A 15437-nucleotide genomic window follows, 5' to 3' on the forward strand; every position below is an offset into this window, starting at 1 on the left:
GACTACATCCACTATTACAATAACGACCGCATCAAGCTCAAATTAAAAGGCCTGAGCCCCGTTCAGTACAGGACTCAGGCCTTGGCCGCTTAGCAAACTAACCGTCCAACTTTACGGGGTCAGTTCAGGCGGTGTGTCTTTTTTATTGGAAAGAAGGGAGAATCAGGTCTGGTCGGCGGCGGCGCGGCGCATCGCGTCCACGCGGTAGGCTTCGGCATTGCCGTCGATGATGCGCAGGCTGTTGCAGCCTTCCGGTGCGCAGTCCGGTACCGGGTTGTGCGGGCCGCTGGCGGCAGCAACGGCCGGGCCAGTCGAAGCGGCAGCCGGGGCTGCGGCAGCGCCGGTGACGACGTTCACGTCGCTCTGCACGGCCGAGCCGAGCGTCATGGCTGACTGGGTATCCTGCTGGCCTGCGCCGCAGGCGGTCAGGAGGGTGGTCAGGGCGATGGCGGCGATAGTGCGGAAGGAGATGTTCATGATCGGTCTGGTGAAGCAAGCTCGTCGGTAACAGGCACTATTGTAGACAGTAAATTTTTCCGATGCTCAATTTTTTTCGTTAGTGAACGGCAAACATTAAGATTTAGAAAGAAAATTGACCGAGCTTAGCTGCTGTTGAGCGCAATTGCTGCATCTGTTTTCAGGGAAATAAAAAATTCCCTGTGGAAATTAATGTGATACAGCAAGGTCGGTGTTGCAGACCCACGACGTTGAAGTGGAGCGATGCATACCGTGATTCGCTTGACCACACCCGGGCAAGCAGGGAAGATGGATGCATGCGCAAACTCATGCTTATCCTCCTGCTGGGCTGTGCCGCTTGCAGCACCCAGGCCCACGACCCCGCTCGCAAGGACGCACCGGCGGCGTCCGCACCGGTAGCTGCCCCGGCGCCAGGCGGCGATACCCTGGCACGCATCCGCGCTGTGATCGGCGAAGCCAGCTGCACCCATTCCGGCCAGTGCCGTACCCTGCCGATCGGGGCCATGGCCTGCGGCGGCCCGGAGAGCTACCTGCCGTATTCGGAGTCGCGCACCGACGAAAAGACCCTGCGCGCGCTGGGCGAGCAGTACAAGGCCGAGCGCCTGGCCCAGAACAAGGCCAGCGGCCTGATGTCCATCTGCCGCTACATGACCGATCCGGGCGCGGTGTGCACCAGCGGCAGCTGCCAGCTGGGCGGCTCGTCGCCATCGGCGCCTTCGTCCCCGGTCGCACGCTGATCGCCGGCGCCGCTGGCGCCGCGATTGCAAAAAATAAAGAACTATTGTCTTGGTGTTGAGCGGCGTGGTAGCCTTCAACGCTGAGCTTTCCGTGTGTGCACTTAGGAGTCGGTCGATGTATTCAGTATTGAAACAACGCGTTCCGTCGCGCCCCGCTGCGTCAGGATTCACCCTGCTCGAACTGCTGGTGGTGATCGTGATCATCGGCCTGCTCGCGGCCTACGTCGGCCCCAAGTATTTCTCGCAGCTGGGCAAGTCCGAAGTGACCGTGGCCAAGGCACAGATCGAAGCCTTCGATAAATCGCTCGACACCTACCGTCTCGACACCGGCCGCTACCCGAGCGCCGAGGAAGGCCTGAACGCCCTGATGGCGGCCCCGCCGAGCGCCGGCGCCAAATGGAACGGCCCTTACCTCAAGAAGGGCGTGCCCCAGGACCCATGGGGCCGTCCTTACCAGTACCGTTCGCCGGGCACCAAGGGCGAGTACGAAATCCTCTCGCTCGGCAAGGATGGCCAGCCGGGCGGCACCGGCGACAACGCCGACATTTCGTCGAACTGAACGCCCTAGCAGCCGCCGTTCCAGATTTAGCAGATTCCTTTTCGCCGGGCCCCGCCTTCATGCAGTTCGCCGTTCGTACCCTTGCGCCCGACATGTCGATCTCGAACCTCGTCGTCGACGCCGCCGACGCGCTCGACGCGCGCCGCCAGGTCGAGGCGCGCGGCCTGTTCGTCAGCGCTGTCGAACCGGCGCGTTCGTCGCCCTTCGCCGGCCTCGGCCGCAAGGGTGGGGCGCGGCTCTCGCTGGTCCTGTTCAGCCAGGAGCTGCTGGCCCTGCTCAACGCGGGCCTGGGCATCGTCGAGGGCCTGGAAGCCCTCCTTGAAAAGGAAGCCAGTCCCGGCGCGCGCGGCGTGCTGGAACGCCTGCTGGGCGGCCTGCGCGAGGGCAAGCGCTTCTCCGCCGTGCTGGCCGCCCAGCCCGATCTGTTCCCGCCGCTCTACGTCGGCATCGTGCGCGCCGCCGAGGGCACCAGCGACCTGCCGCGCGCCCTCTCGCGCTACATCGACTACCAGCAGCGCATCGACCTGGTCCGCGCCAAGATCGTCAGCGCCTCGATCTATCCCGTGATCCTGCTGCTGGTGGGCGGTGGCGTCAGCGCCTTCCTGATCGGCTACGTGGTGCCGAAGTTCGCCGAGGTTTACCAGGGGGCAGGGCGCACGCTGCCCTGGATGTCGCAGTTGCTGCTCGACTGGGGCCAGTTCGCGTCCAGCCATGGCACGGCGATCGCCATCAGCGCGCTGCTGCTGGTGGTGGGCGCGGTGGCGGGCGTGCGCCATTTATTGCGCAGCGGCGGCATCAACCGCCTGCTGGTGCGCCTGCCGGGCATCGGCGAGCGCGCCCGTATCTATGAACTGTCGCGCCTCTACCTGACGCTGGGCATGCTGACCGAGGGCGGCATCACCATCGTCGGCGCCATCGAGACCGTGCAGCCGATGGTTTCGGGGAACGTGCGCAAGGGCCTGCTGCAGGCGCGCGCCGCGATCGAGGCGGGGCAGCCGCTGTCCAATGCTTTTGAAACCAACGGCCTGACGACGCCGATCTCGCTGCGCATGCTGCGCGTGGGCGAGCGCACCGGCGACATGGGCCCAATGCTGACCCAGTCGGCCGCCTTCTACGACGGCGAGATCACGCGCTGGATCGACCGCTTCACCCGCACCTTCGAGCCGCTGCTGATGGCGGCCATCGGCCTGGTGGTGGGCGCCATCGTGGTGCTGCTCTACATGCCGATCTTCGACCTGGCTGGAGACATGTCATGAACGGCGTGCTCGATCCAGGCCTGCTCGCGCGCGCGCGTGCCCAGGCCCGCCAGTCGCGGCGGGGCCTGGTGGCCGAGCTGGAAGGCCTGACCGGCGAAGAGCCGCGCAAGATCGTGCGCGAACTGGCCGCGCCCTTCGGGCTGCCGGTGATGGAAACCGCTGCCATGCTGGCGCAGGCGCCGGCCTTCGACCTGCTGCCGCTCGCCGCCGCCATGTCGCGCCACTGCGTGCTGCTGCGCGACGCGGGCGGCCACCTGACCGGCGTGCTGTCCGACCCGTTCGACCTCGACCTGCAGACCTGGCTCGGGGCGCAGGCGCGCGCCACCGTGCGCCAGCCGCTCGACCTGTGCCTGGCGCTGCAGTCCGACATCCAGGCCTACCTCTCCAAGCAGGAAGAATCGGCGCGCGCCGTGGACAGCCTGGTGGGCGCCGACGGCGAGGCCCGGCGCGACGGCAAGACCGCCCAGGTGCTGTCCTTTGCCTCGGTGTCGGAAAGCGGCAGCCCGGCCGTCAAGCTGGTCAACTCGACCCTGTACGACGCGCTCAAGGCGGGCGCCTCCGACATCCACCTCGAGAGCACGGCCACCGGCCTGTCGGTGAAATACCGGGTCGACGGAGTGCTCGACCATGCGGCCAGCGTGGGCGGCATCGAGCTGGCCGAACACATCATCTCGCGCCTGAAGGTGCTGGCCGAACTCGACATCGCCGAACGGCGCATCCCGCAGGACGGCAGCTTCCGGGTCGAATCCGGCGGGCGCGACATCGACCTGCGGGTATCGATCATGCCCAGCATCCACGGCGAGGACGCGGTGATCCGTATCCTCGACAAGCGCGCCATGATCGAAGCCTACGGCTCCCTGACCCTGGAAGCGCTGGGCTTCGACGCGCCTTCGCTGGCCACCCTGCGCACCCTGGCCCAGGAAGCCTACGGCATGCTGCTGGTGACCGGACCAACCGGCTCGGGCAAGACCACGACCCTGTACGCGGCGCTCACCGAGATCCACAACGGGCGCGAAAAGATCATCACCATCGAAGACCCGGTCGAGTACCAGCTGCCCGGCATCCTGCAGATCCCGGTCAACGAAAAGAAGGGCCTGACCTTTGCCAAGGGCCTGCGCTCGATCCTGCGCCACGACCCCGACAAGATCATGGTCGGCGAGATCCGCGACCGCGAGACCGCCGAGATCGCGGTGCAGTCGGCCCTGACCGGCCACCTGGTCCTGACCACGGTTCACGCCAACAACGTGTTCGACGTGTTCGGGCGCTTCACCCACATGGGCATCGACCCGTATGCCTTCGTGTCGGCTCTGAACGGCATCTGGGCCCAGCGCCTGATCCGCATGAACTGCCCGCACTGCGCGGTGCGCTACGAGCCGGATCATGCCGAGCTGGCCTCGGTGCACCTGGCGCGCGAGGACGCGCTTGACTACGTCTTCATGCGCGGCAAGGGCTGCGGCGACTGCCGCGGCACCGGCTACCGCGGACGCCGCTCGATCGCCGAAATCCTGACCCTGAACGACGAGATCCGCGAGCTGATCGTGGACAAGCAGCCGATCCGCCGCATCAAGGCCGCGGCCCACGCCAACGGCACCCGCAGCCTGCGCCTCGCCGCGCTCGACCTGGTCAAGCGCGGCGCCACCACCATCGACGAGATCAAGCGGGTGACGCTCCATGCTTAGTTCTCGTACCTTGAAGTTTGGGCAGTCCTTGCGCCTCGGCGTCGCCGCCGACGGCCTTGCCCTGCTGCGTGTGAGCGGCTGGCCGCGTGCCGGCGTCGAGGTGCTGGCCGAGCGTGCCGTGGAAGCGGGCGCGCCCGACGCGCTGGCCAACGGCCTGCGCGCCCTGATGACGGAAGTCGCCCCGCGCGGCTGGCCTGTGAGCGTGGTGCTGGCCGACGAACTGGTGCGCCTGTGGCAGGTGCCGCCGCCGCAGGGCGCGACGCGCCTGGCCGACCTACAGGCCGCCGCCGCACTGCGCTACCAGGCCCTGTTCGGCGCCATGCCGCAAGAGTGGCGTATCAGCGCCGACTGGGACACCGCCCATCCCTTCCTGGCCGCGGCCGCGCCGCAAGGCCTGCTGGCGCTGCTGGAGACCCTGGCGCGCGAGGGACGCTTCCACCTGGTCGAGGTCAGCCCGCAATTCGTCGCCGCCATGAACGCCTGGCGCCGCGCACGCCGTCCCGGCGCCTGGTTCGGCCTGGTGCACGCAAACGTGCTGTCGCTCGCCGCCTACGAGGGCAGGGCGCTGGCCGCGGTGCGCACCGCCGTGATTCCGCCTGGTGCGGATCGCGACTGGCTGGAAGCCCACGTGGCGCGCGAAGCGCTGCGCGTGGGCGTCGGGCGCCCGGAACGCCTGCAGCTGTGCGGCGCCGCGCCCGCCGGCTGGGCCAGTTCGTCCGGACGCCTGAAGTTCGCCTGCACCCTGCTGGAAGACGACAGCGCCGACTGGCCGCTGCACGTGCGCCTGGCGCGCACGGGAATGGACACATAAGGTGGAGACGTGAAACGCACCCACATCGATTTCGCCCCGCGCACGCTGCGCCGCGCCTTGTTCCGGGTGCCGTCGCGCTTCGGCGTGTTCCTGGTCGCGACCGCCATGCTATGCCTGGTGCTGGCCTCGCAGCTGGCCAGCTACCGCGAAGAGCGCGAGCAGCTCGACGCCCTGCAGGCCGCGATCGCGGCGCGTTCGCAGGCCGCCCGTCCGCTGCCGGTGGCGGCGACGCCCAGGTTCACGATTCCGGAGGCGCAGGCGCAGGCCGTCAACGAGGCCGTCATGCAGCTCAACCTGCCGTGGCGCGACCTGGTCGAGGCGGTGCGCGCGGCCACGCCTGCCAGTGTGGCCCTGCTGGCGCTGGAGCCGGACGCCAAGCGCCGCAGCCTGCGCATCACGGCCGAGACAAAGAACAGCGACGACATGCTGGCCTATGTCGCCCAGATGCAGGAGCAGGGCTGGTTCGCCAGCGTCAACCTGGTGCGCCACGAGATCGCCGAGCAGGAGCCGAACCGGCCGCTGCGCTTCCAGCTGAACGCACAGTGGAGCGGCGGCCAATGAAGAACCTGAACCTGTCCGCCGCCTGGCTGCGCCTGGTGCTGGCGCTGCGCCGCCTGAACCCGGTGATTGCCGGCACCGTCGTGCTGGCGCTGGGCATCGTGGCGGCGATCGGCGTGCTGTTCCAGTCCATGGTGGAGCTGGATGCAGAGTACGCGGCCGCGCGCCGCCAGGCGGCGCTGCCACCGCCGGCACGAAGCGCGGTGGCGCCGCCGCCGAGCGCCGACCAGAACCTCGCGCAGTTCTACGGCGTGCTGGGCGAGCGCGCCAGGGTCGACCGCCAGCTCAAGACCGTGTTCGGGCTGGCCGAGAAGAACGGGCTGGCGCTGCGCCAGGGCGAGTACCGCGCCGCCCAGGACCGCGCCGGGCGCTTCTACACCTACCAGATCACGCTGCCGGTGACGGGGCGTTATGCGGCCATCTGGCAGTTCGCCTTCGACACGCTGCGCGCGCTGCCGCATGCCTCGCTCGACGACGTCGCCTTCCGCCGCGACGCCATCGGCAGCGAGACGGTCGAGGCGCGACTGCGCCTGACGCTCTACCTGTCCGCGACCCCGGGAGTACCGCAATGAAGCCGCGCCACCTCGCGATGGGTGCGGCCCTGGTGCTGGCGGCCGGCCTGGTGATCTTCGGCGACAATACGCCCGAGGACGTGGTGGCCGAGCCGGTCGAGCGCGCCGCCGCGCCGGCTGCCGCGCCGGCGCCCGACAGCCGTGCGTCCCAGGGAAAGGACAAGGACAAGAGCGTGGCCATCCTGGGCCTGGTCCCGCGCGAGGCGCTGATCGGCGACAACGGCGACCGCTTCAACCAGGGCCAGGGCGATGGCGGGGTCCAGTCCTGGCGCGCGGCGACCGCACCTACCTCGTGCGCGAAAACACGGTCATCGACGGCACCTACCGCGTCGACGCCGTCAGGCCGCCCGTGCTGACCCTGACCTACCTGCCGCTGAACCAGGTTCAGCAGCTCAATATTGGAGTATTCGACTGATGGTTCGTATCCGGAATCTCGTGCTGGCTGCCGGCCTGGGAGCGCTGCTGCTTGCCGGCTGCGCCGGGCAGCGCGCCTACCAGGAAGGCAATGCCCTGGTCGCGCAGGACAAGGTCGCGGCCGGGCTGGTGAAATACCAGGAGGCGGTGGCCGCCGATCCCGCCAACCCCGAGTACCGCGCCGCCTACCTGCGCGCGCGCGACGGCGCCGCCGACCGCCTGGTCAAGCAGGCCGAGGCCTCGCTGGCGGAAGGGCAGGCCGAGCTGGCCCTGCAGGACTACCGCCGCGTGCTGGCCTTCGACCCGGCCAACGAACGCGCGCGCGCCGGCCTGCGCCAGGTGGAAAGCGACCGCCGTCATGGCGGCATGCTGGAGGCGGCCCGCGCCGCGTTCGACAAGGGCGAGCTCGATGGCGCGCGCCAGAAGCTGTCCGCGATCCTCACCGAACGTCCCGGCTACGAGCCGGCGCGCCTCCTGCTGCTGGAAGTCGACGAGAAGGCCAATGCGGCGCCCGCCGGCGAAGCAGCCTTGGCCGCGGCCTTCCGCAAGCCGATCAGCCTCGAATTCCGCGACGCGCCGCTCAAGCAGGTCTTCGAGATCATCTCGCGCCATTCGGGCCTGAACTTCGTGTTCGACAAGGACGTCAAGGCCGACCAGCGCAGCTCGATCTTCCTGAAGAACAGCACGGTGGAGGCAGCGGTCTACTACCTCCTGATGACCAACCAGCTCGAGCGCCAGGTCATGGATGGCAATACCATCCTGATCTACCCGAACGTGGCGGCCAAGCTGAAGGAATACCAGGAGATGACGGTCAAGACCTTCTTCCTGGCCAATGCCGACGCCAAGAACATCGCCAACACCTTCAAGACCATCCTCAAGTCGCGCGACGTGGTGGTCGATGAAAAGCTCAATCTCGTGATCCTGCGCGACAGCCCGGAAGCGGTGCGCGTGGCGAGCCAGCTGGTGGCGCTGCAGGACGTGCCCGAGCCGGAAGTCATGCTCGATGTCGAGGTGCTGGAGATCAAGCGCAGCCGCGTCACCGACCTCGGCATCCGTTGGCCAGGCGCGGTCTCGTTCTCGCCGCTGGCGACCCTGGATGGCGACCCGATCACACTCAGCCAGCTGCGCGGCCTCACCAGCCGCAGCATCGGCACGGTCAGCGAACTGTCGGCCACGGTCAATGCCAACAAGACCGACGGCGATTCCAACACCCTGGCCAATCCGCGCATCCGCGTGCGCAACAAGGAAAAGGCCAAGGTCGTCATCGGCGACAAGATCCCGAATATCTCGACCACGATTTCTTCGGGCGTGGGCGGCTTCGCCTCGGAATCGGTGAACTACGTGGACGTGGGCCTGACCCTGAACGTCGAGCCGACCATCTACCTGAACAACGAAGTCGGCATCCGCATCTCGCTCGAAGTCAGCACCCTGGGCGAATCGGTGACCACCCGTTCCGGCACCGTGGCCTACCGCATCGGCACCCGCTCGGCCACCACCTTCCTGCAGCTGAAGGACGGCGAGAACCAGGTGCTGGCGGGCCTGATCAGCAACGAAGACCGCTCCGGCGCCAGCAAGCTGCCGGGCATCGGCGACCTGCCGATCGTCGGCCGCCTGTTCGGCAGCCAGCGCGACTCCAACGACCGCACCGAGATCGTGCTGTCGATCACGCCGCGCCTGGTGCGCACGGTGCAGCGTCCGCCGGCGGCAGCGTCGGAATTTGGCGCCGGCACCGAGGCCAGCTTCCGTCGCCGTCCGGACAGCACGGCGCGTGCGCCGGCGCCGGCCGCCACCGCCGCCACCCGCGTCGGTGCGGCGCCGGGCGCCGCGCCCGGCCAGAACGCGGCCCCGGTCAGCGGCGCCGCCACACCCGCACCGGCCAACCCGGCCGTACCGGCACCGGCGCCGGTCGGCACCCCGGCCGCCCCGATCTCCGTGCCGCCGTCGCAGCTGCCGGTGACGCCGCAGACCGGTTCGCCCCAATCCGGTCCGCCGCCGGCCGCGCCGGCGCCGAACATCCAGGTGATCCCGGTGCAGCCGCCACCGCCGGCGGTGCCGCCCGCGCCGACCAACCAGCAGTAATGTTCAAGCGCGGCTTCACCCTCATCGAACTGCTGGTGACGCTGGCGATCCTGGCCCTGCTGGGAACGCTGGTGGTGCCGGTGGCCCAGGTCACGGCCCAGCGCCGCGACGAGGTGGAGCTGCGCCGCGCGCTGCGCGAGATCCGCGCCGGCATCGACGCCTATAAGAAGGCCAGCGACGAGGGCAGGGTGGCCAAGGCCGCCGGGGCTACCGGTTATCCGCCGCGGCTGGAGATGCTGGTCGAGGGCGTGCGCGACCTGCGCAGCCCGAAGCAGGCCCAGATCTATTTCATGCGGCGCCTGCCGCGCGACCCCTTCCATCCCGACGGCGAGGCCACCCCAGCCGAAACCTGGGGCAAGCGCAGCTATGCCAGCGAGCCGGACGAACCGAAAGAGGGCGATGACGTCTACGACGTCTACTCGAGGTCGGAAAAGCCGGGCCTGAACGGCATCCCCTACAACAAGTGGTGAACCCGATGACGAGCACACGGCGCCTGCGCGCCTTCACCCTGATCGAACTGCTGGTGGTGCTGGGCATCGTGGCCCTGCTCTTGACCCTGGCGGTGCCGCGCTTCTTCCCCAGCATCGACAGCAGCAAGGAGACCATCCTGGCCGAGAACCTGCGCAATACGCGCGCCGTCATCGATCAGTACAAGGCCGACACCGGGCGCTATCCGGATTCGCTCGAGCAGCTGGTGGAGAAAAAATACCTGCGCGAGCTGCCGATGGATCCGATCCTGGAGTCGCGCGAAGGCTGGGTGGTGGAGCCGCCGCCGGAAGGCGAGCAGGGCGAGCTGGGCAACATCCGCAGCGGCGCGCCGGGCAACGACCGCAAGGGCACGCCGTTCGCGGAGTGGTAGCGTGACGCCCCGCCTGCGCCAGGCCGGCTTCACCTACCTCGGCCTGATCATCTTCGTCTTCATCATCGGCCTGGTGGGCGCCGCCGCGCTGAAGATCGGCGCGCTGCTGCAGCGCGCCCACACGGAAGAAGAACTGCTGGAGATCGGCTACCAGTTCAGTGCCGCGCTGAAGAGCTATGCCGACGCCACCCCGCGCGGCCAGCCGACCCAACCCATGACACTGCAGGAACTGCTGCGCGACCCGCGCTTCCCGAACCCGCGCCGCCACCTGCGCAAGATCTTCGTCGATCCGGTCAGCGGCAAGGCCGAATGGGGCCTGGTGCGGGCGGGCGAGGGCGGGCGCATCCTGGGCGTGCACAGCCTGTCGAAAGCGGCGCCCCTGAAGCTGGCGAACTTCGACAAGCGCTTCCCCGGCTTCGACAATCGCGAACACATCGCGGACTGGAAGTTCATGGCCGACCAGCAGGGGGCGAATGCACCGCTGGCGCCGGGCGCGCGGCCCGTCATCGTACCGATGCCGCCGCTCACGCCCGGCACCTTGCCGGCGGCTCCACCAGCACCACCGCCGCCGCAGCCGCAGCCTGAACCCGAGCCGCCGAAGGACGAACCGCCGGTGGAGGAGCCGCCGGCGGAAGAGAAACCGGCCGAGCCGCCGGAAGAGCCGAAAGAGCCGAAAGAGCCATCGGTGCCGACGACCCAATCGCAGGATTCCGGTCGCTAGCCTTTGGCGCGGCGCTTGAAATCGCGCGGGCGGAAGCCCAGCAGCATCAGCACGGCAAAGTAGGCGACGGCGGCGGCGGCGATGATCGCCCCCAGGGCGCCGGCGCGCAGCAGCGGCGTGGCGCGCAGCGCGATCCAGTCGAACTGCGCCTGGCCATACCAGGAGACCAGGCCCATCACGCCCACCGCCAGCACCAGCTTGAGGAAGAACTTGCCCCAGCCCGGCTGCGGCACGTAGATCTGGCGGCGGCGCAGGCCGGCGTACAGGAAGGAAGCGTTGATGCAGGCGCCCAGGCCGATCGACAGCGCCAGGCCGGCCACGCCGAACAGTGGCACGAAGGCCAGGTTCATCAGCTGAGTCGCAATCAGCACGCCCACCGCGATCTTCACCGGCGTCCGCACTTCCTGGCGCGCATAGAAGGCCGGGGCCAGGGTCTTGACCAGGATGAAGCCGAGCAGGCCGGCGCTGTAGGCCATCAGCGGCAGCGAGGAAGCCCGCACGTCGCCGGCATCGAACACGCCGTAGTGGAACAGGGTGGCGATCATCGGCACGGCGAGGGTGGCCATGCCGATCGAGGAGGGCAGGGCCAGCAGGAAGGTCAGGCGCAGGCCCCAATCCAGCAGCGAGGAGTATTCCTGGGTATCGCCCTCGGTATTCGCCTTGGCCAGGCTGGGCAGCAGGATGGTGCCCAGGGCCACGCCCAGCAGGGCGGTGGGGAATTCCATCAGGCGGTCGGCGTATTGCAGGGCGGTGACCGCGCCGGCGGCCAGGCTGGCCGCGATGGTGGTGTTGATCAGGAGGCTGATCTGGGCCGCCGACACCGCGAACACGGCCGGCCCCATCTTGCCCAGCATGCGGCGCACGCCGGCATCGCGCAGTCCGGTCAATGGGTTGAGCGAGAGGCGCGGCAGCATGCCGAGTTTAACGAGCGACGGGATCTGCACCGCCACCTGGGCGATGCCGCCCACGCAGACGCCGACCGCCATGGCGTAGATCGGCTGCTCGAACCAGTCGGCCAGCACCAGTGCCGAGACGATGAAGGAAATGTTCAGCAGCACCGGCGTAAAGGCCGGAATCTTGAACTGGCGCCAGGTATTGAGCACGCCGCTGGCCAGCGCCACGAAGGCCATGCAGGCGATGTAGGGGAACATCATGCGCGTCATCACCACCGCCGCATCGAAGGCGGCCGGTTCGCGCTGCAGGCCGCCGCCGATCAGGTAGATCAGCACTGGGGCGGCGATGATGCCGGCGATACTGGTCAGCACCGTGGCCCAGATCAGCACCGTGGCGACGTGGTCGACCAGGGTCTTGGTCGCTTCACTGCCATGCTTGGTCTTGTACTCGGTGAGGATGGGCACGAAGGCCTGCGAGAATGCGCCTTCGGCGAACAGCCGGCGCAGCAGGTTGGGCAGGCGGAAAGCGATGTTGAAGGCATCGGTGAAGTTCGAGGCGCCGAAGGTGGCGGCAAACAGGCTGTCGCGCAGCAGACCGGTGACGCGGGACACCATGGTCATGCTGGAAATAGCGGCGAGGGTACGGAGCAGGTTCATGGCCGGGAATTATACGTGGGCAACTAGCTGCGCACGTGGCATCCAGAGACATTTATGCATTTATGAATTGCCCTGACCCGTTTGTTTCGCTATAATCGTGGGCTGTACTGAATTCTGTTAGCAGACACTAATCGTTGGGCAGGCACGGATAAGAGCCGGTTTCACTCGCTAATGTTTGCAAACGCAACTTGACCCCGATTTAGGAAATTTCATGGCAAATACCGCACAAGCGCGCAAACGCGCTCGTCAAGCAGTTAAGCAAAACGCGCACAACTCGGCACAGCGTTCGACCCTGCGCACTGCAATCAAGGCAGTTCGCAAGGCCATCCAGGCTGGCGACAAGGCCGCTGCGACCACCATCTTCCAGCAGTCCGTGTCGACCATCGACAGCATCGCTGACAAGAAGATCATCCACAAGAACAAAGCAGCCCGCCACAAGAGCCGTCTGGCTGCTGCCCTGAAGGCACTGTCCGCTTAATTAGCGAGGTGCGTGCGGCCCAGGCCGCGCAGGCAGTTCTGTGCAGAGCAAGACCCGCCCGACGTCAAGTCCGGCGGGTTTTGTCGTTTGTTGCGCCCGGCGGTTTCGACCATGGCCGGGTGGCGGCGGATATCTTAAAACCGTGGCGCACAGTAAAATACTGGTGCATAATGTGAAACGCCGTCTTATGTCTTATAGAAGACTTCGCCAACCGGCGGGGTCGTGACGAGACCCGAGCGTTACCACCGTTTTTAGACATCGTGCGACCCGCGCGATCATCGAGGAAAAAGCGTATGAGCAGTGATCCGACCATCATCTACACCCTGACCGACGAGGCCCCGCTGCTGGCGACCCACGCCTTCCTGCCAGTCGTCAGCACCTTCACCAAGCCGGCCGGCATCAAGGTCGAGCAGGCCGACATCTCCGTCGCCGCCCGTATCCTGGCGCAGTTCCCGGAAAACCTGACTCCGGAACAGCGCGTCCCGGATGTGCTGACCGAACTGGGCAAGAAGACGCTCGAGCCGGACGCGAACATCATCAAGCTGCCGAACATCTCGGCCTCGGTGGGCCAGCTGACCGCCGCGATCAAGGAACTGCAGGCCAAGGGCTACAATCTGCCGGACTACCCGGCCGACCCGAAGACCGACGAAGAGAAGGCCATCAAGGCCAAGTACGGCAAGTGCATCGGCTCGTCGGTGAACCCGGTCCTGCGCGAAGGTAACTCCGACCGCCGCGCCCCGAAGGCCGTCAAGGAATACGCACGCAAGAACCCGCACTCGATGGCGGCATGGTCGCAGGCGTCGCGCACCCACGTGTCGCACATGACCCACGGCGACTTCTACCACGGTGAAAAGTCGATGACCCTCGACGGCGCCCGTGACGTCAAGATGGAGCTGGTCACCAAGTCGGGCCAGACCATCGTCCTGAAGCCGAAGGTCGCGCTGCAGGCCGGCGAGATCATCGATTCGATGTTCATGAGCCGCAAGGCCCTGCTGGCCTTCTACGAGCAGCAGATCAACGACGCCAAGCAGACCGGCGTGCTGTTCTCGCTGCACGTCAAGGCGACCATGATGAAGGTCTCGCACCCGATCGTGTTCGGCCACTGCGTGCGCATGTTCTACAAGGAAGCGTTTGAAAAGCACGGCGCCCTGTTCGACAGCCTCGGCATCAACGTGAACAACGGCATGGCCGACCTGTACACCAAGATCGCCGCACTGCCGGCCTCGCAGCGCGAAGAAGTCGAGCGCGACCTGCACGCCTGCCAGGAAAACCGTCCGGCGCTGGCCATGGTCGACTCGACCAAGGGCATCACCAACTTCCATTCGCCGAACGACGTGATCGTCGATGCGTCGATGCCGGCCATGATCCGTGCGGGCGGCAAGATGTACGACGCCACCGGCGCGCTGAAGGATGTCAAGGCAGTCATTCCGGAATCGACCTTCGCCCGCATCTACCAGGAGATCATCAACTTCTGCAAATGGCACGGCGCCTTTGATCCGAAGACCATGGGCACCGTCCCGAACGTGGGCCTGATGGCGCAGCAGGCCGAGGAATACGGCTCGCACGACAAGACCTTCGAGATCACGGAAGACGGCGTGGCCAACATCACCGACCTCGCCACCGGCGAAGTGCTGATGTCGCAGAACGTCGAGCAGGGCGACATCTGGCGCATGTGTCAGACCAAGGACGCCCCGATCCGCGACTGGGTCAAGCTGGCGGTCACCCGCGCGCGCAACTCGGGCATGCCGGCCGTGTTCTGGCTCGACCCGTACCGTCCGCACGAGAATGAACTGATCAAGAAGGTCAAGACCTACCTGAAGGATCACGACACCAGCGGCCTGGACATCCAGATCATGTCGCAGGTCCGTGCGATGCGCTACACCCTGGAGCGTGTCAAGCGCGGCCTGGACACCATTTCGGTGACCGGCAACATCCTGCGCGACTACCTGACCGACCTGTTCCCGATCCTGGAACTGGGCACCTCGGCCAAGATGCTGTCGATCGTCCCGCTGATGGCCGGCGGCGGCATGTACGAAACCGGCGCGGGCGGCTCGGCGCCGAAGCACGTGCAGCAGCTGACCGAAGAGAACCACCTGCGCTGGGATTCGCTGGGCGAGTTCCTGGCACTGGCCGTGTCGCTGGAAGACCTGGGTATCAAGACCGGCAACAACAAGGCCAAGGTCCTGGCCAAGACCCTGGACGCCGCCACCGGCAAGCTGCTGGACAACCGCAAGTCGCCGTCGCCGAAGACCGGTGAACTCGACAACCGCGGCAGCCAGTTCTACCTGTCGATGTACTGGGCCCAGGAACTGGCCGCGCAGAGCGAGGACGCCGAACTGGCAGCCAAGTTCGCGCCGCTGGCCAAGCAGCTGGCGGAGAATGAGCAGAAGATCGTTCAGGAACTGCTCGAAGTGCAGGGCAAGCCGGCCGATATCGGTGGCTACTACAAGGCTGATGATGCCAAGGTCAAGGCGGTGATGCGCCCGAGCGCGACCTTCAACAGCGCGCTGGAGTCGTTCGCGGCTTAAGCAGCTTCGCAGCAAACAAGAACGCCGGCTATATGAACTGACCCCGTAAAGTTGGACGGTTAGTTTGCTAAGCGGCCAAGGCCTGAGTCCTGTACTGAACGGGGCTCAGGCCTTTTAATTTGAGCTTGATGCGGTCGTTATTGTAATAGTGGATGTAGT

The 15437-nt window shown here is 66.8% G+C and carries 18 protein-coding genes; 15 read left to right on the forward strand and 3 right to left on the reverse strand.

What is annotated here, in order from left to right; all coding sequences use genetic code 11:
* The coding region (locus tag LK539_RS24095) for an IS3 family transposase (RefSeq protein WP_227801150.1) at positions 1-93 on the forward strand (93 nt) is incomplete at its 5' end.
* A gap of 69 nt (positions 94-162) precedes the next feature.
* Here the strand turns inward: LK539_RS24095 and LK539_RS24100 are convergent.
* Positions 163-477, reverse strand: a complete 315-nt coding sequence (locus LK539_RS24100; RefSeq protein WP_227803590.1) for a hypothetical protein — start codon at positions 475-477, stop codon at positions 163-165.
* 308 nt (positions 478-785) lie between these two features.
* Here LK539_RS24100 and LK539_RS24105 point away from each other — a divergent pair, with 308 nt between their 5' ends.
* The 12 genes from LK539_RS24105 to LK539_RS24160 all read left to right on the forward strand — a co-directional run bounded on the left by LK539_RS24105 (position 786) and on the right by LK539_RS24160 (position 10722).
* Positions 786-1214: a hypothetical protein gene (locus LK539_RS24105; protein ID WP_227803591.1), complete on the forward strand. Its 429-nt coding sequence runs from the start codon at positions 786-788 to the stop codon at positions 1212-1214.
* Between the two features lie 115 nt (positions 1215-1329).
* Complete coding sequence (gene gspG / locus LK539_RS24110; protein WP_227810787.1) at positions 1330-1773, forward strand: type II secretion system major pseudopilin GspG; 444 nt, start codon at positions 1330-1332, stop codon at positions 1771-1773.
* 59 nt (positions 1774-1832) lie between these two features.
* Entirely contained in the window at positions 1833-3029 is a 1197-nt protein-coding gene (locus LK539_RS24115) for a type II secretion system F family protein (RefSeq protein ID WP_227803593.1), read from the forward strand.
* Positions 3026-4708 (forward strand): GspE/PulE family protein, encoded by a 1683-nt coding sequence (locus LK539_RS24120; RefSeq protein ID WP_227803594.1) that lies wholly within the window; start codon positions 3026-3028, stop codon positions 4706-4708. Before LK539_RS24115 ends, LK539_RS24120 begins: the two co-directional genes overlap by 4 nt.
* The gene (locus LK539_RS24125; protein WP_227803595.1) at positions 4701-5519 is read left to right on the forward strand and encodes a hypothetical protein; all 819 of its coding nucleotides are present in this window, start codon (positions 4701-4703) and stop codon (positions 5517-5519) included. The genes LK539_RS24120 and LK539_RS24125 overlap by 8 nt, the downstream gene beginning before the upstream one ends.
* 9 nt (positions 5520-5528) lie before the next feature.
* Positions 5529-6080: a PilN domain-containing protein gene (locus tag LK539_RS24130; RefSeq protein WP_227803596.1), complete on the forward strand. Its 552-nt coding sequence runs from the start codon at positions 5529-5531 to the stop codon at positions 6078-6080.
* On the forward strand, positions 6077-6649 hold the full coding sequence (locus tag LK539_RS24135; RefSeq protein WP_227803597.1) for a hypothetical protein: 573 nt from the start codon (positions 6077-6079) through the stop codon (positions 6647-6649). Before LK539_RS24130 ends, LK539_RS24135 begins: the two co-directional genes overlap by 4 nt.
* Complete coding sequence (locus tag LK539_RS24140) at positions 6646-7005, forward strand: hypothetical protein (protein ID WP_307729136.1); 360 nt, start codon at positions 6646-6648, stop codon at positions 7003-7005. The genes LK539_RS24135 and LK539_RS24140 overlap by 4 nt, the downstream gene beginning before the upstream one ends.
* A gap of 58 nt (positions 7006-7063) precedes the next feature.
* A complete protein-coding gene (locus tag LK539_RS24145; protein ID WP_227803598.1) occupies positions 7064-9142 on the forward strand; it encodes a secretin N-terminal domain-containing protein in 2079 nt (692 codons plus the stop codon).
* Positions 9142-9612, forward strand: coding sequence for a type II secretion system protein (locus LK539_RS24150; protein WP_227803599.1), 471 nt, complete (start codon positions 9142-9144; stop codon positions 9610-9612). Before LK539_RS24145 ends, LK539_RS24150 begins: the two co-directional genes overlap by 1 nt.
* A 5-nt stretch (positions 9613-9617) precedes the next feature.
* Positions 9618-10001: a type II secretion system protein gene (locus LK539_RS24155; protein WP_227803600.1), complete on the forward strand. Its 384-nt coding sequence runs from the start codon at positions 9618-9620 to the stop codon at positions 9999-10001.
* A gap of 1 nt (position 10002) precedes the next feature.
* The gene (locus tag LK539_RS24160; protein WP_227803601.1) at positions 10003-10722 is read left to right on the forward strand and encodes a type II secretion system GspH family protein; all 720 of its coding nucleotides are present in this window, start codon (positions 10003-10005) and stop codon (positions 10720-10722) included.
* Here the strand turns inward: LK539_RS24160 and murJ are convergent.
* Positions 10719-12272, reverse strand: coding sequence for a murein biosynthesis integral membrane protein MurJ (gene murJ, locus LK539_RS24165; RefSeq protein ID WP_227803602.1), 1554 nt, complete (start codon positions 12270-12272; stop codon positions 10719-10721). The genes LK539_RS24160 and murJ overlap by 4 nt on opposite strands.
* 211 nt (positions 12273-12483) lie before the next feature.
* Here murJ and rpsT point away from each other — a divergent pair, with 211 nt between their 5' ends.
* Together rpsT and LK539_RS24175 are read left to right on the forward strand one after the other, a co-directional pair.
* Positions 12484-12750, forward strand: a complete 267-nt coding sequence (gene rpsT, locus LK539_RS24170; RefSeq protein WP_036216299.1) for a 30S ribosomal protein S20 — start codon at positions 12484-12486, stop codon at positions 12748-12750.
* Positions 12751-13043: 293 nt separating this feature from the next.
* The gene (locus LK539_RS24175; RefSeq protein ID WP_227803603.1) at positions 13044-15278 is read left to right on the forward strand and encodes an NADP-dependent isocitrate dehydrogenase; all 2235 of its coding nucleotides are present in this window, start codon (positions 13044-13046) and stop codon (positions 15276-15278) included.
* Between the two features lie 67 nt (positions 15279-15345).
* Here LK539_RS24175 and LK539_RS24180 read toward each other — a convergent pair.
* The coding region (locus LK539_RS24180; RefSeq protein ID WP_227803510.1) for an IS3 family transposase at positions 15346-15437 on the reverse strand (92 nt) is incomplete at its 5' end.

This window comes from Massilia sp. IC2-476 (assembly GCF_020707295.1).
Taxonomy (GTDB): Bacteria; Pseudomonadota; Gammaproteobacteria; order Burkholderiales; family Burkholderiaceae_D; genus Telluria.